The sequence below is a fragment of the Ensifer sp. SSB1 genome (genome assembly GCF_016652895.1).
Classification (GTDB): Bacteria; Pseudomonadota; Alphaproteobacteria; order Rhizobiales; family Rhizobiaceae; genus Ensifer.
In genome coordinates this window covers 26,894-47,558 of sequence record NZ_JAEPRP010000030.1, presented here as the reverse complement: position 1 = coordinate 47,558, position 20,665 = coordinate 26,894, and the positions used below count along the sequence as shown (strand labels likewise).

The following is a 20,665-nucleotide window of genomic DNA, read 5'->3' as shown; positions in this document are numbered from 1 at the left end:
CTTATACAACTTTTTTCTTGGAAACAGCAATGACCCACGCGACCGTTTCTGCACTTTCCTGGCGCTCACCGGATGCCGGCGCGCTCACGTCTGCGTGCGTCCAACCCCGTTTCATCCACACGCGACCTCATGTAGCGTCCGAAACGAATCGAGCCATAGGCGCAAGGCCAGATCAGGCGCCGCGCGGCCCAAGAGTTAGAGACCATAGAGAGAAGGCATGTCCATGACGGCGACCGACAACAGAAAAGCCGATTATCCCATCGATGCCATGTTCCTGGAGCGCTGGTCGCCCCGCGCCTTTACCAACGAGGAGATTGACGAAAGCGAACTGCTTTCCTTCTTCGAAGCGGCCCGCTGGGCGCCCTCCGCGAGCAACCGGCAGCCATGGCGCTTCGTCTATGCCCGTCGCGGGACCAAACAATTCCCGGTTTTGCTCGACACTCTTGATGAAGGCAATCAGCGCTGGGCGAGGAACGCGGCAGCACTTCTGATCGTCATTTCAAGGACGCATAACCAGGCGCAGAATGGCGAGATGCGGCATGCCTATACGCACGCCTTCGACACAGGCTCGGCCTGGTACAGCCTTGCCTTGCAGGTTTCGCTTTCCGGCTGGCACGCACATGGCATGGCGGGTATCGACCGCGACAAGGCCATGCACGCCCTGAACGTTCCCGAGCACCACCGCGTCGAAGCCGCCGTTGCGATCGGGCGACTTGCCGATCCCTCGACGCTACCGGACGATCTGCGTGCGCGGGAAATCCCGAGCCAGCGCAAACCGGTCAGCGAGTTCGCTTTCGAGGGCCAGTTCAAGGGCGAGTAACAAAAAATCCCGGTGCCGTGGGGCACCGGGATCTCAACTGGCAATGATCTCCGAAAAGATCAGATGTCGAGGTTGGCGACGCTCAGCGCGTTCTCCTGAATGAAGTCGCGGCGCGGCTCGACCTCGTCGCCCATCAGGCGCGAGAACAGGCCGTCGGCATCGGTGGCGTCGGTGACCCGAACCTGCAACAGCGAGCGAACGTTCGGATCGAGCGTCGTCTCCCAGAGCTGCTCGGCGTTCATTTCACCAAGACCCTTGTAGCGCTGCATCGAGAGACCCTTGCGACCGGCCGCGAAAATCGCGTCGAGAAGCGCACGCGGTCCGCTGATTTCCAGGGTACCGTCGCGCCGGCGCAGGACCGGCGGGGCGGCATAGACTTCCTTGAGCTTCGCGGAAAGCTGATCGATGTAGCGGGCGTCGGACGAACCGATCAACGCCATGTCGAGCACGGCAACTTCCTTGACGCCGCGGACAATGCGCTCGAGGCGGAGACCGCCTTCGGCCGTGACCGTCCCGGTCCAGCCGCGCTCGGTTTCCTCGGCGATGACGTCGAGGCGACGGGCAACCTCAGCGGCGACCGCCTCATAGGCATCGCGCTGGCCGTTGAGCTCGACGTTCAGGGCGCCGGCGATCGCGGCCTGCTCGACGATCGAGCGGTTGTAGCGCGAATGCAGCCCGTTCATCAGATTGCGCAGGCGGAGCGCGTCGTTGATGACTTCCCGCAGATCCTGGCCGGCACGCACTTCGCCCGACTCCAGTTCCAGCGTGGCTTCTTCCAGGCCCATCGTGATCAGGTAGTCTTCCAGCGCCTGCTCGTTCTTCAGGTACTGGGCCGACTTGCCGCGCGTCACCTTGTAGAGCGGCGGCTGGGCGATATAGAGGTGGCCGCGCTCGATCAACTCCGGCATCTGACGGAAGAAGAAGGTGAGCAGCAGGGTGCGAATGTGCGCGCCGTCGACGTCGGCGTCCGTCATGATGATGATCTTGTGGTAGCGCAGCTTGTCGGCGTTGAACTCGTCCTTGCCGATCGAGGTGCCGAGCGCGGTGATCAGCGTACCGATTTCCTGGCTCGACAGCATCTTGTCGAAGCGCGCGCGTTCGACGTTGAGGATCTTGCCGCGTAGCGGCAGGATTGCCTGATTTTCGCGCGAACGGCCTTGCTTGGCGGAGCCACCTGCCGAGTCACCCTCCACCAGGAAGACTTCGGACTTGGCCGGATCGCGTTCGGAGCAGTCGGCAAGCTTGCCGGGCAACGATGAGATGTCGAGCGCACCCTTGCGGCGCGTCAGTTCGCGGGCCTTGCGGGCGGCTTCGCGGGCGGCGGCCGCTTCGACGACCTTGCCGACGAGGATCTTGGCTTCGGTCGGATGTTCCTCGAACCAGGTGCTGAGGGCTTCGTTGACGAGGCTTTCGACAACCGGGCGGACTTCTGAGGATACGAGCTTGTCCTTCGTCTGAGACGAAAACTTCGGGTCCGGAACCTTCACCGAAAGCACGGCCGTCAGGCCTTCGCGGCAGTCTTCGCCCTGAAGCGTGACCTTTTCCCTCTTCGTGATGCCGGACGTATCGGCATAGGACGTAACCTGCCGGGTCAGCGCACCGCGGAAGCCCGCCATATGCGTGCCGCCGTCGCGCTGCGGAATGTTGTTGGTGAAGCAGAGCACGTTTTCATGATAGCTGTCGTTCCACCACATCGCCACTTCGACGGTGATGCCGTCCTTCTCGCCACGGATCGATACCGGCTTGTGCACCAGCGGCTTCTTGGCGCGGTCGAGATAGGCGACGTAGGCCTCCAGGCCGCCCTCATACATCATCTCGTCCTGCCGGATATCCGAATGGCGCTTGTCAGTGAGGATGATATGAACGCCTGAATTCAGGAAAGCGAGTTCGCGCAAGCGGTGCTCTAGCGTGTTGTAGTCGAAGTCGGTCTTGGTGAACGTCTCGCTGCTCGGCAGGAACGTCACCTCGGTACCGGTCGCATCGCCGGCCTCGCCGGTAACGGCGAGAGCGCCGTCAGCAACACCGTGGGTGAAGCTCATCTCGTGAACCTTGCCTGCGCGCCGGATCTTCAGCTTCAGCGAAACCGAAAGCGCATTGACCACCGACACGCCGACGCCGTGCAGACCGCCCGATACCTTGTAGGAGTTCTGGTCGAACTTACCGCCGGCGTGCAGCTGGGTCATGATGACCTCGGCCGCCGAGACACCTTCTTCCTTGTGAATGTCCGTGGGGATGCCGCGGCCATTGTCCGTCACCGTTACCGAACCATCCGGATTGAGCGTCACCGTCACGATATCGGCATGGCCGGCCAGCGCCTCGTCGATGGCGTTGTCGACGACCTCGTAGACCATGTGGTGCAGACCCGAACCATCGTCCGTGTCGCCGATATACATGCCCGGCCGCTTCCGCACGGCATCCAGGCCCTTCAGCACCTTGATGGAATCGGCACCATATTCGGCGCTGGCGCCGGCTTCGGTCTCAGGAATATCGGTCATTCAGCTACGGGTCTTTCCAGGTTCTTCGGACGTGGTGATTCGTTGCGAATCACGTCTCGGACGCCTCGTGGACTATAGAAAATTTGTCCAGGGTTCCAAATCCCGGACCGCCGGGCAGCGGCCGGAAACAAGCTTTCATCCCCTGTCATTATCAGGAAATGTGGCTTTTTCCAAAACATCTTCCAGCTTGCGGATCGTCTCCGGCGACAAAGCGCGAATTTGCTCGCTGAGCCGGTTGGCAAAGGCCGTGTGCTCCGGCGTCAGGCCCGAGGTATCCAGCACGACTTTCGGGGCGGAAACGTTGGCGATGCGGAACAATTCCTCCGCCTCGTCCCAGATCACGTTGAAATAGCCCGCCACCCGCTGGAGAAAATCAAAACTCGGCGCCCCGCGCTTTCCATGTTCGAGGGCCGAGAGATAGGCGGCGGAGACGTTGATCGCTGCCGCCATCTGTTTCTGCGACACGCCTTTCCTGCGCCTGAGTTCGCGCAGTGCCTCGCCGAAGGGCGTCATATCGCGCCGCCTCGAGCACGAGCAAGGCGAACATAGAGGGCGCCCTCGCCGCCGTGGTTGCGGGCGGCCTGCTCATACGACGAGATCAGCGGGCGGAACTCGGGAAGTGAGAACCAGAGTGGCACCGCCCGTTTCAACGCACCGTCGCTGCCGAAAGACGTGCCCTTGCCGGTGATCACAAGGACATGGCGCAGCCCACGTTCATGTGCCCTCAACAGAAACTGAAGGAGCAGGCCGTGCGCTTCGCTCTGGATCATGCCGTGCAGGTCGATCCGCGCTTCGAGGGTCAGGCGCCCTTTGGCAAGCTTGCGCTTGACCGGCTTCTCAAGCGGGTGATGCACTTTGTCGCCAGACTTCTTCGTCAGCGCGATACCCGGCTGCTCAACGGCACCGGTCTGTGGTTGCTGCTGTTTGGCCTTCAGCTCTTCCTGCGGCTTTGCCTGCTCGTCCTCGGCAAGCATGTCCATCAGGTCGTCGAGGCGACCCGGCATCGGCCTCGCCGAACGGGCAACCTTGCCCCAGAGAATGCGATCCTCCGCTGAAAGCTTCTTTTCCTTAGGCATTGCCGTATCGTGCCGCGGCCGCCTTGGGAACGAAAACATAAAAATCGGCAGTGTTACGGACCGCTCCTGCCCGTTCGCCCGCCTCAAAACCGGAACCGGTGAAGATATCGCCGCGTGCCGGGCCAACGATCGCCGAACCGGTATCAAGCGCCAGCATCAGGCGCCGGAAGGGTTTGCCGTCGTCCAGGCGCGTCAGGCTGTCGCTGGCGATGTAAAACGGCACACCGAACGTGTGGATCATGCGATCCACCGCCAGGGAGCGTCCCGGCTCGAGCGCGACCTTGGCGGCGGCGATCGGACCCAGGTGCTCGTCTTCGACCGCGGCTTCGCGGAAGAAGATGAACGACCTGTTGTGCCAGAGGACCTCATCGACCTCGTCCGGATGCGCCTCAAGCCAGTCGCGAATGCTCATCATAGAGACAGTCGCGGCATCGATCTTGCCGCGCTCGATCAAGAGCTTGCCGACAGCGGAGAAGTAGTGGCCGGTCTTGGCGGCATAGGTAACACGGCGACGCGAACCATCCGGGTATCGGAGGCGCGCCGCGCCCTGCACATGAACGAAGAAAACTTCGACCTTGGACTTCGCATAGGCGATCTCCAGGCCGCGGCCGGCAAGATAACCCTGCTCGATTGCTTTCCTGTCCGGATACTCGCCGATCCGACCATCCTCGGAAAGACCGAAGGCGAAATAGGGATCCATGCCGTCGGGCCGGTTCGTATCGTCGATATCGATCAGATCCGCAGGGCGGCGGTAGAGCGGGTACCGATAGGTCTCGTCCGCCTCCGCACGAACGTCGATTTCCGGTTCGTAGAAGGCGGTAACAAAGCCGGAACCGGCTTCCGGCCCGATCCGGAACGGTACGAAGTGCTTCTCGAAGAAAGTCCTTGCACCCTCGGCTGAATCGGTCTCCACCGATGAAGCCGAAAAGGCCGGGGTCAGATCATCGACCGAGATGCCAAGCGAACCCGTGCGATAGGGCTTGGCTGTCGAGACGTGCTTCTGACAGCGACGCATCGCCTCGATCACCTTGGTCGGGTCGTCGTCCCGCCAGCCCGGGAGATCGTCGAAACTGACGGGTTCAAGTCGAAAGGACATCGTCGCCACGTCCGCTCAGTTTTCGGATTCGGTGGCGATCAGCTTCCAGTTCGGATCGCGTGAGCGGATGTCGCGCGCGAATGTCCAGAGATCGTTGACCTCGGCAACCGACTCGGCATCGCCGTCGATCAGGCCGCCCTGCTTGTCGTAGGTCGCCGAAATCAGCTGGCTGACGATACGGACCGTGATGTTCTCTTCACTGTCCTTCACTTCAGCGTGAATGATGTCGGCCTTGTCGATGCCGACGAAGGTGGACTTGACGACTTCGCCCTTGCGCTCGCGATCGGTAATCGCCGCATCGAAACCTTCATAGACCTCGCGGGACAACAGGTTTTTCAACGTCTTACGGTCGCCATCCGCAAATGCCATGACAATCATCTCGTAAGCCATCTTGGCGCCGTTGACGAACTCCTTGGGGTCGAAGCTCGGATCAGCGTCGCTCAACGCCCGAAGTTGAGTGTTGAGCGTCGTGCCCGCCTTGGCAAAGGCATCGACCGATTCGTAACGGCCCGCATCTTCGTCCGCGTTGTCGCGTCGCGGCAACTGCACGACCTTGCCCTTGTCACCGTTTTCCGGCCCCTGGCTCATGTCTCGCGATGAATATGGATCGAACGGCGGCCGTTCGCTCCCCGTCCGGCGGCCCAAGACGCTGCGCAGTTGCAGGAAAATGACCACCGCGGCGATCAGGAAAAAAAACGTGATGAAGTCGAAAGAGCCCATTTCCACCCGGAACCGCTGTTAGAATTTCTCGTGGCTATTCCATATAGTCCGCAAGAATAGATCATTCAAATGGCGATGTCGCACCCTTAGAACGGGATGTGACACCAAGTTTCATATTCGGGCAGCATTGATGCGTTCATTTCTTATCCCTCTTATCATCTTCGGGCTTCCGCTCGCCGAGATCGCCGGCTTTGTCGTGGTCGGTCGCGAGATCGGCCTTTTGATGACACTGCTTCTGGTGCTGCTCAGCGCATTTGTGGGTGTGATCTTGCTGAGAGTCCAGGGATTTACTGTCATCCGCAGGATGCAGGATGCCACCCGCACCGGCAGTGACCCGGGTCGAGAGGTGATTGGCGGTGCCTTGTTGTTCGTCGCCGCGATCCTGCTCGTCGTACCGGGTTTCGTCAGCGACGTGATCGGCCTCCTCCTGTTCCTGCCCTTTGTCCGCAACGCCGTTGCCGCCTTTCTGCGCAAGAAGATGACGATCGTGACCGCGGCCTCCGGGACAAGCTGGCACCAGCAAAACGACCCGCGCGAGCCACGCCCCTCGCCGCGCGTCATCGATCTCGACGAAGGCGAATTTTCGCGCACGGACGAGGAGGATCCGCCGCAATCAGGCAATCGCCACCGGCCCTAGCGAAGAGCATTGTTGGAAACAATGCTTATAGGGCACTCTGTCGCCCATATTCCGGAGCATATTCCCGGCTTCGCGGTTTGGAGCAAAGGCAGCGTATCCGGCTGCAAGCGCTGGGTCCGCAGGGTTGTAAGCCCTAGGCCGAAATGCTAGATGGCCTCACCTATTTTTGTCGAGGAACCCTTATGACGACTGATACCGCATCCAACGGCAACGGCAGCGCGCAGCAGAGCCCGACGCTGAACATCCTCGCCCAGTATATCAAGGATCTTTCCTTCGAAAACCCGGGCGCTCCGCGTTCGCTGCAGGCCCGTGACAAGGCGCCGTCGATCAATATCAACGTCAACGTCAACGCCAACCCGCTCGCAGAGAACGATTTCGACGTGGTTCTCTCGCTGAATGCCGAGGCCAAGGACGGCGACCGCGTTCTCTTCAACGTCGAACTCGCCTATGGCGGCGTCTTCCGCGTTGCAGGCTTCCCGCAGGAGCACATGCTGCCGCTGCTCTTCATCGAGTGCCCGCGTCTGCTGTTCCCGTTCGCGCGTCAGATCGTTGCCGACGCGACCCGCAACGGTGGCTTCCCGCCGCTGATGATCGACCCGATCGACTTCGCGCAGATGTTCGCGCAGCGCATGGCCGAAGAAAAGGTCCGTGCCCAGGTTTCCAATTCGAACGAAACCGCGAACTGATCTGAAATTCAGAACGCTGAGATAAAAAAGCCCGACTCGCGCCGGGCTTTTTTCATGCCTGCTTATTCCTGGGGTTCGTATTTCGCCCAGATCGCCTTGCCGCCGATCTTCGCAATCAGCGCAGCGTGCGCCGCAAGATCGTCCTCCGAGAGCCGGTTCGGCAGCGGACGCGGGCGCTGGCCGATGACGATCGGCGCATCGTCGAGCTCGATCGACTGTCCCGCCGACTTCGTCGAGACAAGACCGAGTGCCGCCTGGCGACCGCCGATCATCTCGATATAGACTTCGGCGAGCAGTTCGGAGTCGAGAAGAGCGCCGTGTTTCGCGCGGTGCGAATTGTCGATACCGTAACGACGGCAAAGCGCGTCGAGCGAGTTCGGTCCCATCGGGTGCTTGCGTCGGGCGAGCGCCAGGGTGTCCGTCACACGATCGATTGCAATCGGCGGCAATCCCAGACGCGCGAACTCGGCGTTGATGAAGCCCATGTCGAAGGTGGCGTTGTGTGCGACCCACCGGGCATCACCGAAGAATTCGAGGATCTCATCGACGACATCGGCGAAAGGCGGCTTGTCCTTCAGGAAGTCATCGGTAATCCCGTGGATCGCGAGTGCGTCCGGGTGAACCTTGCGGCTGCCGGGATTGACGAAGATGTGCAGCGTGCGGCCGGTCGGAAACTGGTTCTCGAGTTCGACACCGCCGATTTCGATCACTCGGTCCTCACGATTGTCGAGGCCGGTCGTTTCCGTATCGAAGATGATCTCACGCATCCGCGTCTCCGTTGCTGGCTACGAGTTGGTCGACGACGGCCTTCACTTGGCTGCGAGTGACGTCGAAACTGTCGCTGGTATCGATGATGTAGTCGGCGCGTTTACGCTTTTCGCTGTCGGGCACCTGCCGCGCAAGGATCATCGCGAGTTTTTCCTCGGTCATTCCAGGGCGCTTCAGTGCCCTTTCCCGCTGGAGATCGGCCGAACAGGTCACCACGACGACGCGATCGACCCGCTTTTCCGCGCCCGTTTCGAACAGCAGCGGAATGTCCAAGACGACAAAAGGCTCACCGGCGGCCGCGTTCTTCGCCAGAAACTCCTGCTCGCTCTTGCGCACGAGCGGATGAACGATCGCCTCCAGTTCGCGCAACCGACGCGGCGCTCCCATGAGCTGGCGCGACAGTTCGGCCCGGTCGACCTCGCCGTCTTTCGTCGTTCCGGGAAAGGCCGCCTCGACCGGCGCCACCGCCTCGCCGCGATAAAGTTCATGCACGACCTCGTCGGCATCGTTCACCGGAACGCCGAAGTCGCGGAACATCTGGGCCGCCGTCGATTTGCCCATGGCGATCGAACCTGTGAGCCCGAGGATAATCATCAGTGTCTGTCCATGTCATCGATGATGAGTTGTCGAAGCGTGGCGTCGACCGTCGGACGACAGCCGAACCAGAGTTCAAAGCCGGGCACAGCCTGGTGGAGAAGCATGCCCAAACCGTCGACGATCGCAAAACCTTGCGCCTCCGCCTGAGCGAGGATCGGCGTCTTCAGGGGAACATAGACAATGTCGGTGACGACGGCGCCGGGTGCCATGACGCCGAAATCGATCGCCGGCGCTTCACTGCCATCCATGCCGAGCGAGGTGGTATTGATGAACAGGCCTGCGCCGGTCATGACCTCTTCCAGCGCGGCCAGCGGATGCGCTTCAACCGACGGTCCGAAACGGTCGGCGAGTTCCCTCGCCCGCTCGACCGTCCGATTGACGACATGGATCGTATTGATGCCACGGTCACGGACGGCCTGGATAATGGCACGGCTGGCACCGCCGGCGCCGAGGACCACCGCAGTCGACGTCTTGTCCCAGCCGGTCGCCCGCTCATCGAGATTGGCAACGAAGCCGCGGCCATCGGTGTTGGTGGCATGCACCTCGCCATCCCTAACCCACAGAGTGTTGGCGGCGCCGAGCTCCTGGCTCAGTTCATCCGGCCGATCCGCCAGGCGACAGGCAAGCTCCTTGTGGGGGATGGTGACGTTGCCGCCGCTAAAGCCGGATGTTCCGTCCTTGAGGCTGGCAATGAAGGCTGCGAATTCTTCCGGCTTGACCTCATGCGCACGGTAGCTGCCGGGCAGACCCAGCTGTTTCAGCCAGTGGCCATGGATAAGTGGCGACCGGGAATGCTTGATCGGATAGCCCGTGACGAAGGCGTGGTTAACAAATGTTTCACGTGAATCACGCATCGATCGTTCCCAGTTCACGAAGTTTGGCGAGCAACGGCAGCATCGGAAGACCGAGGATGGTGAAGTAGTCGCCCTCGATCTTATCGAAGAGCTGAATCCCCTCGCCTTCCAACTGATAGGCGCCGACGCTCGAAAGCGCCTTTTCGCCGACACGCTGCAAGTGACGCTCGATGAAGTCGGCCGTCAGCGGCCGCACGGTCATGTGAGCCGAAGAGACGTGCCGCCAGACGACCTCTTCGCCGCGCATAAGCACAATGGCGCTGTTGAGGCGATGGGTCTTGCCGGACAGCGACAGCAGATGCCGGGCCGCTTCCGCCATATCCTTCGGCTTGTGATAAACCCGTGCCTCCAAAGACATGGTCTGGTCCGAGCCGATCACCAGCGCATCACCGAAATGCCTGACCACATCGCGCGCCTTTGCTTCTGCAAGTGCCAGCGCGACGGCTTCGGGTGCGGCTCCAGCGTCTTCGAGTGGCTTTTCCAGCGCACGTTCGTCGATTCTGGCTGCCTTCGCCTCAAAAACGAGGCCAGCATTTTCCAGGAGCGCGCGGCGAAACGGGCTTGCCGAGGCCAGGACGAGCGAAGGTAACATCAAGCAGGTTCCCGTATTGTTCGATTCGGGTCTATCACGTGACCTGGGGTCGGCTCGACCCAAATCGTCACCGTGATCCATTCTTTTAAGTAAGAGCGGGATGGCGGGGCGGAAAACCGCAGGCACATTTCGTTATCCGGCTCTAGCGCAGACGCGGACGCAGGGCAACGATTGCCGCCGCGGTCTCCTCGATCGAACGGCGGGTGACGTCGATGACCGGCCAATTGTTACGGGCGCAGAGCGAGCGGGCATATTTCAGCTCCTCGGTAATCGAGGCCTTGTCCGTATACTGATCGCCGTGGAACCCTTGCGTCGTTCCGAGCACCCGGTGCTGACGCACCTGCGAGATGCGATCGGCCGTGGCAATCAGACCGACGACGAGCGGCTTCGTCGCCTCCATCAATCTTTCGGGCAACGGCACGCCCGGGACAATCGGGATATTGGCCGTCTTGATGCCGCGGTTGGCGAGATAGATGCTGGTCGGCGTTTTCGATGTGCGGCTGATGCCGACGAGAACGACATCCGCCTCGTCGAAGTCGGCGGGCAACTGGCCGTCGTCATGGTCCATAGTAAAGTTGAGCGCGTCGATGCGGGCAAAATACTCCGCATCCATCACATGCTGGGCGCCGGAGCGACGTCGCGACGGTGAGCCGAGATAGGACTGGAAGAGGTCGATGATCGGATCGAGCACCGAGACGCAAGGGACACCCATCTCGCGGCAACGCTGATCGATGACATCGGCGAGATCCCGGTCGACAATCGTATAGAGCACGATGCCCGGCGCGCCATCGATCGCATCGAGAACCTGCAGCAACTGTTTGCGGTTGCGGATCAGCGGATAGACATGTTCGAGCGCATGCGAACTCTGAAACTGAGCGGCCGCTGCACGCCCCGCAGCGATCAGAGTCTCGCCGGTCGAGTCCGAAATCAGGTGAAGGTGGAAGTAGTTTTTCTTGTTCTCCACGCAATTCTCCTGCTGCTGTTGATAAGCCGGGATAAGAACAGCTAACGACGCGGCCCCGATCCAGGCAAGGGGAAAACTGCCGACTTATTCACAATTGACGCAGCCGCGGAAAGCGCTCCGCGGCAAATGTGGAAAAGACTCGCGGCGATGACAAAGTGTCACGCGTATCAACCGCTTGTCCACAAGCCTGGCCAAAAGTGGGATTTCGCTAATCGACTGAATCGAAAGGCGTTTATTCGCCTCTGCGCACTGTTTTTCCAAACTGGCCAATCGTTCTCCCACCGCGCCTGATCCCAAACAGTGGTCGTGGACAACTCGCTGGGATGTTTTAATCCTTGATACCCACCGACTCTAAGAAATAGAAACCTTCTAAATATCTTTGATTTTATATTGGGAGAGTGATCCGTGACCGAAACGCGCAGAAAGGTTCTGGAGGTTTTGGCAGGGAAAACGGTGTCGCCTCCTCCGATCTGGCTCATGCGCCAGGCGGGCCGTTATTTGCCGGAGTACAGGGCAACACGCGCTGAAGCCGGAAGCTTCCTCGATCTCTGCTACACGCCCGACCTCGCAGTCGAGGTCACGTTGCAACCGATCCGTCGCTACGCTTTCGATGCCGCCATTCTCTTCTCCGACATCCTGGTCATTCCCGATGCCCTGAAACGCAATGTGCGCTTCGAAGAAGGTCATGGACCACGAATGGATCCGATCGATGTCGACGGTATCCTGCACCTGAAGCCGGAGGGCATCGCTGAGCACCTCCAGCCTGTCTTCGAGACGGTTTCGCGGCTGCGGACCGAACTCCCCGCGGAAACGACGCTGCTCGGCTTCTGTGGCGCTCCCTGGACGGTTGCGACCTATATGATCGCCGGACACGGGACGCCGGACCAGGCCCCTGCCCGGCTCTTCGCCTACCGCAACCCCGAAGTCTTCGATCAGCTGCTGTCATTCCTGGCGGATGTCTCGGCAGACTATCTCGTGCGGCAGATCGATGCCGGCGCCGACGCTGTCCAGATCTTCGATTCCTGGGCGGGCGTTCTCGGTGAGGAAGAATTCGCCCGTTACGCAGTCAAGCCGGTTCAGCGCATGATTGCTTCTGTCCGAGCACAGCGGCCGCACGCAAAGATCATCGCATTTGCAAAAGGCGCAGGGCAGCTTTTGAAGACCTACCGCCAGGCAACAGGTGCCGACGCCATCGGTCTCGACTGGACCGTGCCGCTGTCCTTCGCCAAGGATCTACAGAAGGAGGGAACCATCCAGGGCAATCTCGATCCGATGCGGGTCGTTGCCGGTGGCAGAGCGCTTGAAGACGGTATCGACCGTATTCTCGACGCGCTCGGCCATGGGCCGCTGATCTTCAATCTCGGCCACGGCATCACGCCGCAGGCGGATCCGGAACACGTGTCGGCGTTGGTCGCACGGGTTCGCGGAGCGCGATAATGGCGGAGAAGCAGACCGATCAGGCCCCTGGCAACAGGGCGCGGCTCAGGGCGGCGATTGCGCTCGGCGGTTTCGCGGCGCTTCTTGTCGGTCTTTTCGTCTGGCGGCCGGATGATCTCTATCTCTGGATCAAGGCGCTGCATGTCATCGCGGTGATGTCGTGGATGGCGGCGCTTCTCTACATGCCGCGCCTCTTCATCTACCACACCGACGCCGAGCCGGGTTCTGCACAGTCGGAAACCTTCAAGATGATGGAGATGCGGCTCCTGAAGGTCATCATGAACCCGGCAATGATGATTTCATGGGTGCTCGGGCTTTATCTCGCCTGGAGCGTCTATGGCTTCCAGGGTGGTTGGCTGCACGCCAAGCTTCTGTTCGTGGTGTTGCTGACAGCCGTCCACATGCGCTTCAGCCGCGCTGTCCGTGAATTCCAGCGAGACGAAAACAAGCACGATGCGCGCTACTGGCGACTGATGAACGAGGCTCCGACGCTGCTGATGATTCTCATCGTGATCATGGTGGTGGTGAAGCCGTTCTGAATTTAATCGATTCGTGATTTGCAATAGTCGTTTCTAATTTGCGACAGCCCCTTGCGGGGTTTCACGTGAATCGCTATTTTCCACCATCTCCTCTTCATGGCTTGTGACAAAGACAAGAGCCTGCCTTTCCAGCCGCAGCTCCCCAACGAATACTCGCCATCTCTCCACTACCCATACCAAACATGGATCCTTCATGGCTGAAATGAAGCTACAAGAACTCAAGAACAAGACGCCGACCGATCTGCTCGCCTTTGCCGAGGAGCTCGAGGTGGAGAACGCCAGCACGATGCGCAAGCAGGAGCTGATGTTCGCGATCCTCAAGATGCTCGCGGCACAGGATATCGAAATCATCGGCGAAGGCGTCGTTGAAGTGCTGCAGGATGGGTTCGGCTTTCTCCGGTCGGCGAACGCAAACTACCTTCCCGGTCCCGACGACATCTACATCTCGCCTTCCCAGATCCGCCGCTTCTCTCTGAAGACTGGCGACACGGTCGAGGGCCCGATACGCGGACCGAAGGAAGGCGAGCGCTACTTCGCTCTGCTCAAGGTCAACACCATCAATTTCGACGATCCGGAAAAGATCCGTCACAAGGTTCACTTCGACAACCTGACGCCGCTCTATCCGAACGAGCGCTTCAAGATGGAACTCGAGGTTCCCACCTCGAAGGATCTCTCGGCCCGGGTCATCGACCTGGTGGCGCCGCTCGGCAAGGGCCAGCGTGGCCTGATCGTCGCACCGCCGCGCACCGGTAAGACCGTTCTCCTGCAGAACATCGCGCATTCGATCACTGCCAATCATCCGGAATGCTATCTGATCGTTCTTCTGATCGACGAACGTCCGGAAGAAGTGACGGACATGCAGCGCTCGGTGAAGGGTGAAGTCGTTTCCTCGACCTTCGACGAACCGGCGACGCGCCACGTCCAGGTTGCTGAAATGGTCATCGAAAAGGCCAAGCGCCTGGTCGAACATGGCCGCGATGTCGTCATTCTGCTCGACTCGATCACCCGTCTCGGCCGCGCCTACAACACGGTTGTTCCGTCATCCGGCAAGGTTCTGACCGGTGGTGTCGACGCCAACGCCCTGCAGCGCCCGAAGCGCTTCTTCGGTGCGGCCCGTAACATCGAAGAAGGTGGCTCGCTCACGATCATTGCGACAGCGCTGATTGATACTGGCAGCCGCATGGACGAAGTCATCTTCGAAGAGTTCAAGGGTACCGGTAACTCAGAAATCGTGCTGGACCGCAAGGTCGCCGACAAGCGCATCTTCCCGGCTATGGACATCCTCAAATCCGGTACGCGTAAGGAAGACCTCCTGGTGCCGCGCCAGGATCTGCAGAAGATCTTCGTTCTGCGCCGTATTCTGGCACCGATGGGTACGACCGACGCGATCGAGTTCCTCATCGACAAGCTGAAGCAGACGAAGAACAATGGCGATTTCTTCGACTCGATGAATACCTAAGGCGCGTTCCATATCGACGCCAAAAACCGGCCGACGCATCATCGGCCGGTTTTTCTTTTCCGGAAGGTTAGCCGGATTCAACGCCAGCATCGATTCGGGCTCGCAACGAACATCGGAATTCTCTGCCTGTGAGCCTGCATCGCGCGCGCTGATTCACGTGAAACACGCCGTTGATCATTGGAGCGCAGGTTGCGGCAGGACCTTGATATTTCAATGCCGTTTCGGCATAAGCACTCCGGTCCTTCGAGATACGGCGTTGTCTTCGCGTAAGTATCCTCCGCGAAGCAAAACGATTCGGGTCAGGAACTAAGACAATCCCAAATATGCCGACCGCGCGGCGCCTAGCCGCTCCGCGGTCTTTTCAGGTAGACCAATGACAGCGATGCACACCATATATGCGCTTTCCAGCGGTGCCCTGCCCGCTGGAGTGGCTGTCGTGCGCATCAGTGGGCAGCAGACCGCGACGGTGCTGGAAGCGCTGTGCGGTGAGGTCCCCTCACCGCGGACGGCGACACTGAAATCGATTCGGTCACGCAACGGTCTTGTGATCGATAGTGGCCTCGTTCTCTATTTTCGTGGACCTGCCTCCTTCACGGGCGAGGACTGCGCTGAGTTTCAGATCCATGGCGGCCGCGCAGCGGTCAACTCTTTGCTTGAGGAACTTTCCAGTTACGAAGGCTTGCGCCATGCGGAGGCGGGAGAGTTTTCACGACGCGCCTTCCAGAATGGCAAGCTGGATCTTGTGGAAGTCGAGGGGCTTGCCGATCTGATCGTGGCCGAAACCGAGATGCAGCGTCGCCTCGCGATCGAACATTCCGGCGGGGGCCAATCGAAAGTTTATGCCGGCTGGGCGAAGCGTCTGACCCATGCGCGAGCGATGATCGAAGCCGAGCTCGACTTCGCCGATGAGGACGATGTGCCGGGTTCGGTAAGCGAACGCATCTGGCGCGACATGTCCACGCTCGCACAGGAAATCGCCGCTCATATCGCGGATGCTCCGATCGCCGAGATTATTCGGGATGGATTGAAGATCGTTATTGCCGGCGCGCCGAATGCCGGCAAGTCGAGCTTGCTCAATGCACTGGCACAGAGGGATATCGCGATCGTTACCGAAGTCGCCGGAACGACTCGTGATGTTCTCTCGGTTGATCTTTCATTAGCCGGATTCTCAGTCAAACTCTTTGACACTGCCGGATTGCGGGAAACCGAGGAGCGGGTGGAGCAAGAGGGTATCCGTCGCGCGCGAGAAGTTATCGAACGAGCGGATCTGATCCTTCTCCTGTCTGAGACAGCACGCGGATTTGGATCTCTCTCCGATATCAGCAATGACGGTGCGCCCGTCTTGCGGGTCGCGACGAAGATCGATCGCTCTGATCGGCATTGGGCTACCGGTGAAGCGGATGTCTTGATCTCGACGAGAACGGGTGAAGGCATGGACCGCCTCTTGGATGCGATCGCGGGCCACCTCCCCGACCTCAGCGGGCGCACGTCGCTCGCCTTGCCCTCGCGCCGACGTCACGTTGATAGCCTGCGCCAGGCACTCCGCTCCATCGAAGAAAGCTTGGCCGGGGAAAATCAAGGTCTCGATATCCGTGCTGAGGAGCTTCGTCTCGCCGGTGACGCAATTGGACGCATTACCGGACGGGTGGATGTCGAGAACCTATTGGATGTGATATTTTCCGAATTCTGTATCGGAAAATAGTCTGTGGAAACAACGATACAACGTTTGCGAGTCCTTCGTTGTGTTTCACGTGAAACGATTCGTGCCGGTGCGAAGCAGTGCTGGCTTGGAGATATGAAGCAATGATCCAGTTTGACGTCATCGTCATTGGCGGCGGCCACGCCGGTTGCGAAGCGGCCGCCGCCGCCGCGCGGCTCGGGGCCAACACAGCACTGATCACCCACAAGGCGTCGACCATCGGCGTCATGTCCTGCAATCCAGCGATTGGTGGCTTGGGCAAGGGCCATCTTGTGCGCGAGATCGACGCGATGGATGGCTTGATGGGCCGTGTGGCGGACGCCGGCGGCATTCAGTTTCGACTCCTTAACCGACGCAAGGGACCGGCTGTTCGCGGGCCGCGCACCCAAGCCGACCGGCGGCTCTACCGCGAAGCAATGCAGCGCGAGATCAGCGCCATCGCCAACTTGACGGTTGTCGAGGGCGATGCGTTTGACCTAATTGAGGCGGACGGCAAGATAGGCGGCGTAGTCATGAAGGACGGACGTTCGTTTGCATCGACGTCGGTGGTCTTGACGACTGGCACCTTCCTGAAGGGGCTGATCCACATTGGCGACCAGAAGATCCCCGCCGGCCGCGTTGGAGAAGAGCCATCTATTGGCCTTTCGGGTACATTGCTTCGCTACGGTTTGAAGCTCGGGCGATTGAAGACCGGCACACCGGCGCGCCTGAATGGAGGTACGATCGACTGGGACAAGGTCGGGCGGCAAGGTCCGGATGAAGACCCGGTGCCGTTCTCGTTCATGACGGAACGTATTCTGAATCGTCAGATTGATTGCGGCGTGACTCGTACGATTGACGCGACACACAAGATCATCGCCGACAACATCGGTAAGTCAGCGATGTACTCGGGACAGATCGAAGGGGTCGGTCCGCGCTACTGCCCATCGATCGAAGACAAGATTGTGCGCTTCGGCGAACGCGACGGCCATCAGATTTTCCTGGAGCCGGAAGGTCTCGACGATGACACCATCTATCCGAACGGGATCTCGACATCACTGCCGGCCGATATCCAGGAAGCGTTCATTCGCACGATTCCTGGCCTGGAAAACGTGACGATCCTGCAGCCCGGCTATGCGATCGAGTATGACCACGTGGACCCGCGCGAGTTAAATGCGACTTTGGCGGTGCGCAAAATGCCGGGTCTGTTCCTGGCAGGTCAGATCAACGGGACGACGGGTTACGAAGAAGCCGGTGCGCAGGGACTGGTGGCGGGTTTGAACGCGGCGCTACAAGCAATCGGTCGACCGGAGGTGATTTTCAGCCGCACCAACTCCTATATCGGCGTCATGATCGACGACCTGACGTCGCGCGGCATTACCGAGCCTTACCGCATGTTCACGTCTCGGGCCGAGTACCGTTTGTCGCTCCGCGCCGACAATGCCGATGCGCGGCTGACACCTTTGGCGATGGAGCTTGGCTGCATCTCCGACGCCCGCCGTGAGCGATTCCTAGAATGGCGCACTCAATTCGATGATGGACGGCAGTTGTTGAAGAGCCTTTCGATAACGCCCGCCGAGGGCAACCGCCACGGATTGAAGCTGAATCAGGATGGCCAGCGCCGCACCGCCTTTGAGCTTCTCTCCTATCCGGATCAGTCGATCTCTGCCCTGTTGCCGATCTGGTCGGAGTTGTCGGCGATCGGTCCGCGGGTTGTTGAGGCGCTGGAAATCGACGCGGCCTATGCGGTCTATTTGGATCGGCAGGCTGCCGATATTGCCGGCATTCGTCGTGAAGAGAACCTGATCATTCCGGATGGCTTTGACTTTGACAAACTGTCCGGATTGTCCAATGAGTTGAAGCAGAAGCTGAAGCAACACGCGCCGCGAAATCTATCGCAGGTGATGAAGGTGGATGGCATGACGCCTGCCGCCGCGTCGTTGATTCTTGCCTGGTTGAAGCGTCAGCCCGGAACCGTAGAACGCGAAGAGAGGGCAAGTGCACAATGAAGACGAGTCCAGTCGATGTGTTGAACGGACTGCGTGTTTCACGTGAAACGAATGAACGATTGGAGCACTTCGCTCGGCTTTTTCAGAAATGGGCGAAGTCGATCAATCTCGTCGCGCCTTCCACGATTGAAGACCTCTGGCGCCGCCATATCGTCGATAGCTTGCAGCTCGTACAATTGTCGCCCGGGCCCAAGACATGGGTTGACCTGGGCAGTGGCGGCGGTTTCCCGGGCATCATTACCGCGATCTATCTCTCGGAGTTCGCTGACGGCTGGGTGCATCTCGTCGAAAGTAACAACAAGAAGGCCGCATTTCTGCGTGTGGCCCTGGCTGAAACAGGTGCGCGCGGCTCCGTTCATCCGATTCGAATCGAGGAAGCCGGTAAAGTGATCCTAGGCGCCGACGCCGTTTCCGCGCGTGCACTCGCGGATTTGACGTTACTACTCGACTATTCCGCTCCATGGATGCTGTCTGAGGAGCGCAAAGCCGTCGCCTACTTCCATAAAGGGCGGGATTACCAGCGCGAAATCGACAAAGCCATTGGCCGCTACCAGTTCGATCTGGTAAAACATCCAAGCGTCGTCGAGCCCGACTCTGTCGTGCTCGAGATCGCAAATCTGTCACGCAAGGTTCAGTGATCGGCGAGCGGAAACATGTTTGGCGCTAGAAATCGGATTATCACAATCGCAAATCAGAAGGGCGGAGTCGGCAAAACGACGACCGCCATCAATCTGGCAACGGCTTTGGCGGCGATCGGCGAGCGCGTTCTCATCGTTGATCTTGATCCGCAGGGCAATGCCAGCACGGGCTTGGGCATTCAGCGGCGCGATCGGAATCTCTCTTCCTACGAACTGATGATGGGTTCTCATGGGATTGGCGAGATCGTGCAGCAAACTGCCGTGCCGAATCTCTCGATCGTGCCATCGACGATGGACCTTCTTGGCGTCGAAATGGAGATCTCGCAGGAAGCCGACAGGGTCTTCCGTTTGCGCAAGGCGTTGGTAAGCCCGGCGGCCATGGAATATTCCTACGTTCTGGTCGACTGCCCACCATCGTTCAATCTGTTGACGATGAATGCCATGGCGGCGGCACATTCGGTGCTGGTGCCGTTGCAGTGCGAGTTCTTCGCGCTGGAGGGTCTGAGCCAGCTGCTGGAGACCGTAGATCAGGTTCGCCGATCGGTGAACCCGGCGCTGGACATACAGGGCATCGTACTGACGATGTTCGACTCGCGCAACAATCTCGCCCAGCAAGTCGTCAGCGACGTACGGACCCATCTTGGCGACAAGGTCTATCACACGCTTATTCCGCGCAATGTTCGGGTTTCCGAAGCGCCGTCCTACGGCAAGCCTGCGATCCTCTATGATCTGAAGTGCGCTGGAAGCCAGGCCTATCTGCAATTGGCATCGGAAGTGATTCAGCGCGAGCGCCAGCGCAAGGCGGCATAATCATTTCGGTAGCGTAATTTAACTCGGGTGACGATATGAACGACGATAGCTCGAAGAGACGGCTTGGTCGCGGACTGGCCGCGTTGATCGGCGAGATGGACCAACCGTTGCAGGCGGGCGCTTCGGCCCCTACCCCGGTCAATCCGGATCGGCGCGTACCCATTGAGTTCGTGTCGCGCAACCCGCGCAACCCGCGCCGGCAATTCGACGAAGCCGAGCTTCAAGATCTCGCCAATTCGATCCGCCAGCACGGCATTGTCCAGCCCGTTGTCGCTCGTACCATCGGCGTCGATCGATACGAGATCATCGCTGGCGAACGCCGCTGGCGGGCAGCACAATTAGCCGGATTCACCGAAATTCCGGTTATCATCCGTGACGTCGATGATCGTACGGCGCTTGAGATCGCGATCGTCGAAAACGTTCAACGCTCCGATCTCAACCCGCTCGACGAGGCTCTCGGCTACGAGCAGTTGATTGCCGAACACGGTTATACGCAGAATGACCTCGGTGAAATCATCGGCAAGAGCCGCAGTCACGTCGCAAACAGCCTGCGGCTGTTGAAACTTCCGGAGCCGGTGCGCGACATGCTGTCCGAAGGCGCGCTCTCTGCCGGTCACGCACGGGCGCTTATTCCCACATCGGATCCTGCGACCCTGGCCCGCACGATTGTCGCCAAGGGACTTTCGGTGCGTGACGCCGAACGCATTGCGCAGAACGACATCCGTGCCCAGAACGATCCGAATTTCGGCAAGACGGCCCGCCGTGACGAAAAGGATGCGGACACGCTGGC

At 59.9% G+C, this 20,665-nt stretch carries 21 protein-coding genes; 11 read left to right on the top strand and 10 right to left on the bottom strand.

Translation table 11 applies throughout. The features are described from left to right. Positions 1-223 precede the first annotated feature (223 nt). Positions 224-820, top strand: a complete 597-nt coding sequence (locus I8N66_RS10365) for a nitroreductase family protein (RefSeq protein ID WP_291153190.1) — start codon at positions 224-226, stop codon at positions 818-820. A 59-nt stretch (positions 821-879) separates the two neighbouring features. Here I8N66_RS10365 and gyrB read toward each other — a convergent pair whose 3' ends face one another. The 5 genes from gyrB to I8N66_RS10340 all read right to left on the bottom strand — a co-directional run bounded on the left by gyrB (position 880) and on the right by I8N66_RS10340 (position 6,207). After that, complete coding sequence (gyrB, locus tag I8N66_RS10360) at positions 880-3,315, bottom strand: DNA topoisomerase (ATP-hydrolyzing) subunit B (protein ID WP_291153187.1); 2,436 nt, start codon at positions 3,313-3,315, stop codon at positions 880-882. Between the two features lie 135 nt (positions 3,316-3,450). Further along, positions 3,451-3,828: a helix-turn-helix transcriptional regulator gene (locus tag I8N66_RS10355; protein WP_113541305.1), complete on the bottom strand. Its 378-nt coding sequence runs from the start codon at positions 3,826-3,828 to the stop codon at positions 3,451-3,453. Continuing rightward, complete coding sequence (locus tag I8N66_RS10350) at positions 3,825-4,391, bottom strand: Smr/MutS family protein (protein WP_291153182.1); 567 nt, start codon at positions 4,389-4,391, stop codon at positions 3,825-3,827. Before I8N66_RS10350 ends, I8N66_RS10355 begins: the two co-directional genes overlap by 4 nt. Further along, entirely contained in the window at positions 4,384-5,487 is a 1,104-nt protein-coding gene (locus tag I8N66_RS10345; RefSeq protein WP_291153179.1) for a murein transglycosylase A, read from the bottom strand. The genes I8N66_RS10350 and I8N66_RS10345 overlap by 8 nt, the downstream gene beginning before the upstream one ends. Before the next feature lie 15 nt (positions 5,488-5,502). After that, positions 5,503-6,207, bottom strand: a complete 705-nt coding sequence (locus I8N66_RS10340) for a Tim44/TimA family putative adaptor protein (protein ID WP_223725950.1) — start codon at positions 6,205-6,207, stop codon at positions 5,503-5,505. 130 nt (positions 6,208-6,337) lie between these two features. Here I8N66_RS10340 and I8N66_RS10335 point away from each other — a divergent pair, with 130 nt between their 5' ends. Both I8N66_RS10335 and secB read left to right on the top strand, forming a co-directional pair. Continuing rightward, positions 6,338-6,844, top strand: a complete 507-nt coding sequence (locus tag I8N66_RS10335) for an FxsA family protein (RefSeq protein ID WP_291153175.1) — start codon at positions 6,338-6,340, stop codon at positions 6,842-6,844. A 182-nt stretch (positions 6,845-7,026) separates the two neighbouring features. Further along, on the top strand, positions 7,027-7,530 hold the full coding sequence (secB, locus tag I8N66_RS10330; protein WP_113541300.1) for a protein-export chaperone SecB: 504 nt from the start codon (positions 7,027-7,029) through the stop codon (positions 7,528-7,530). A gap of 62 nt (positions 7,531-7,592) precedes the next feature. Here the strand turns inward: secB and dnaQ are convergent, their stop codons facing one another. From dnaQ to I8N66_RS10305, 5 genes are all read right to left on the bottom strand, one after another. Then, positions 7,593-8,297: a DNA polymerase III subunit epsilon gene (gene dnaQ, locus I8N66_RS10325; RefSeq protein WP_113541299.1), complete on the bottom strand. Its 705-nt coding sequence runs from the start codon at positions 8,295-8,297 to the stop codon at positions 7,593-7,595. After that, positions 8,290-8,892 carry a dephospho-CoA kinase gene (gene coaE, locus I8N66_RS10320; protein ID WP_113541298.1) on the bottom strand — a complete coding sequence of 201 codons (603 nt, stop codon included), beginning with the start codon at positions 8,890-8,892 and terminating at the stop codon, positions 8,290-8,292. The genes dnaQ and coaE overlap by 8 nt, the downstream gene beginning before the upstream one ends. Next, positions 8,892-9,749 (bottom strand): shikimate dehydrogenase, encoded by an 858-nt coding sequence (locus tag I8N66_RS10315; RefSeq protein WP_113541297.1) that lies wholly within the window; start codon positions 9,747-9,749, stop codon positions 8,892-8,894. Before I8N66_RS10315 ends, coaE begins: the two co-directional genes overlap by 1 nt. Next, on the bottom strand, positions 9,742-10,341 hold the full coding sequence (locus tag I8N66_RS10310; protein WP_113541296.1) for a Maf-like protein: 600 nt from the start codon (positions 10,339-10,341) through the stop codon (positions 9,742-9,744). The genes I8N66_RS10315 and I8N66_RS10310 overlap by 8 nt, the downstream gene beginning before the upstream one ends. Before the next feature lie 142 nt (positions 10,342-10,483). Further along, the gene (locus tag I8N66_RS10305; RefSeq protein ID WP_113541295.1) at positions 10,484-11,305 is read right to left on the bottom strand and encodes a pyruvate, water dikinase regulatory protein; all 822 of its coding nucleotides are present in this window, start codon (positions 11,303-11,305) and stop codon (positions 10,484-10,486) included. Positions 11,306-11,710: 405 nt separating this feature from the next. On the opposite strand from I8N66_RS10305, the gene hemE reads away from it, so the two are divergent. The 8 genes from hemE to I8N66_RS10265 all read left to right on the top strand — a co-directional run. After that, entirely contained in the window at positions 11,711-12,742 is a 1,032-nt protein-coding gene (gene hemE / locus I8N66_RS10300; RefSeq protein ID WP_291153164.1) for a uroporphyrinogen decarboxylase, read from the top strand. Next, a complete protein-coding gene (gene hemJ, locus I8N66_RS10295; RefSeq protein ID WP_113541293.1) occupies positions 12,739-13,281 on the top strand; it encodes a protoporphyrinogen oxidase HemJ in 543 nt (180 codons plus the stop codon). The genes hemE and hemJ overlap by 4 nt, the downstream gene beginning before the upstream one ends. 193 nt (positions 13,282-13,474) lie before the next feature. Beyond that, entirely contained in the window at positions 13,475-14,740 is a 1,266-nt protein-coding gene (gene rho / locus I8N66_RS10290) for a transcription termination factor Rho (RefSeq protein ID WP_093233478.1), read from the top strand. A 373-nt stretch (positions 14,741-15,113) separates the two neighbouring features. Next, positions 15,114-16,442, top strand: coding sequence for a tRNA uridine-5-carboxymethylaminomethyl(34) synthesis GTPase MnmE (gene mnmE / locus I8N66_RS10285; protein ID WP_291153157.1), 1,329 nt, complete (start codon positions 15,114-15,116; stop codon positions 16,440-16,442). A gap of 101 nt (positions 16,443-16,543) precedes the next feature. Continuing rightward, positions 16,544-18,427, top strand: coding sequence for a tRNA uridine-5-carboxymethylaminomethyl(34) synthesis enzyme MnmG (gene mnmG / locus I8N66_RS10280; RefSeq protein ID WP_291153154.1), 1,884 nt, complete (start codon positions 16,544-16,546; stop codon positions 18,425-18,427). Next, positions 18,424-19,065, top strand: a complete 642-nt coding sequence (gene rsmG, locus I8N66_RS10275; RefSeq protein WP_291153151.1) for a 16S rRNA (guanine(527)-N(7))-methyltransferase RsmG — start codon at positions 18,424-18,426, stop codon at positions 19,063-19,065. The genes mnmG and rsmG overlap by 4 nt, the downstream gene beginning before the upstream one ends. A gap of 15 nt (positions 19,066-19,080) precedes the next feature. Beyond that, the gene (locus I8N66_RS10270) at positions 19,081-19,875 is read left to right on the top strand and encodes a ParA family protein (RefSeq protein ID WP_291153148.1); all 795 of its coding nucleotides are present in this window, start codon (positions 19,081-19,083) and stop codon (positions 19,873-19,875) included. Between the two features lie 35 nt (positions 19,876-19,910). Beyond that, positions 19,911-20,665: ParB/RepB/Spo0J family partition protein (locus I8N66_RS10265; protein ID WP_291153146.1), on the top strand; the 755-nt coding region annotated here is incomplete at its 3' end.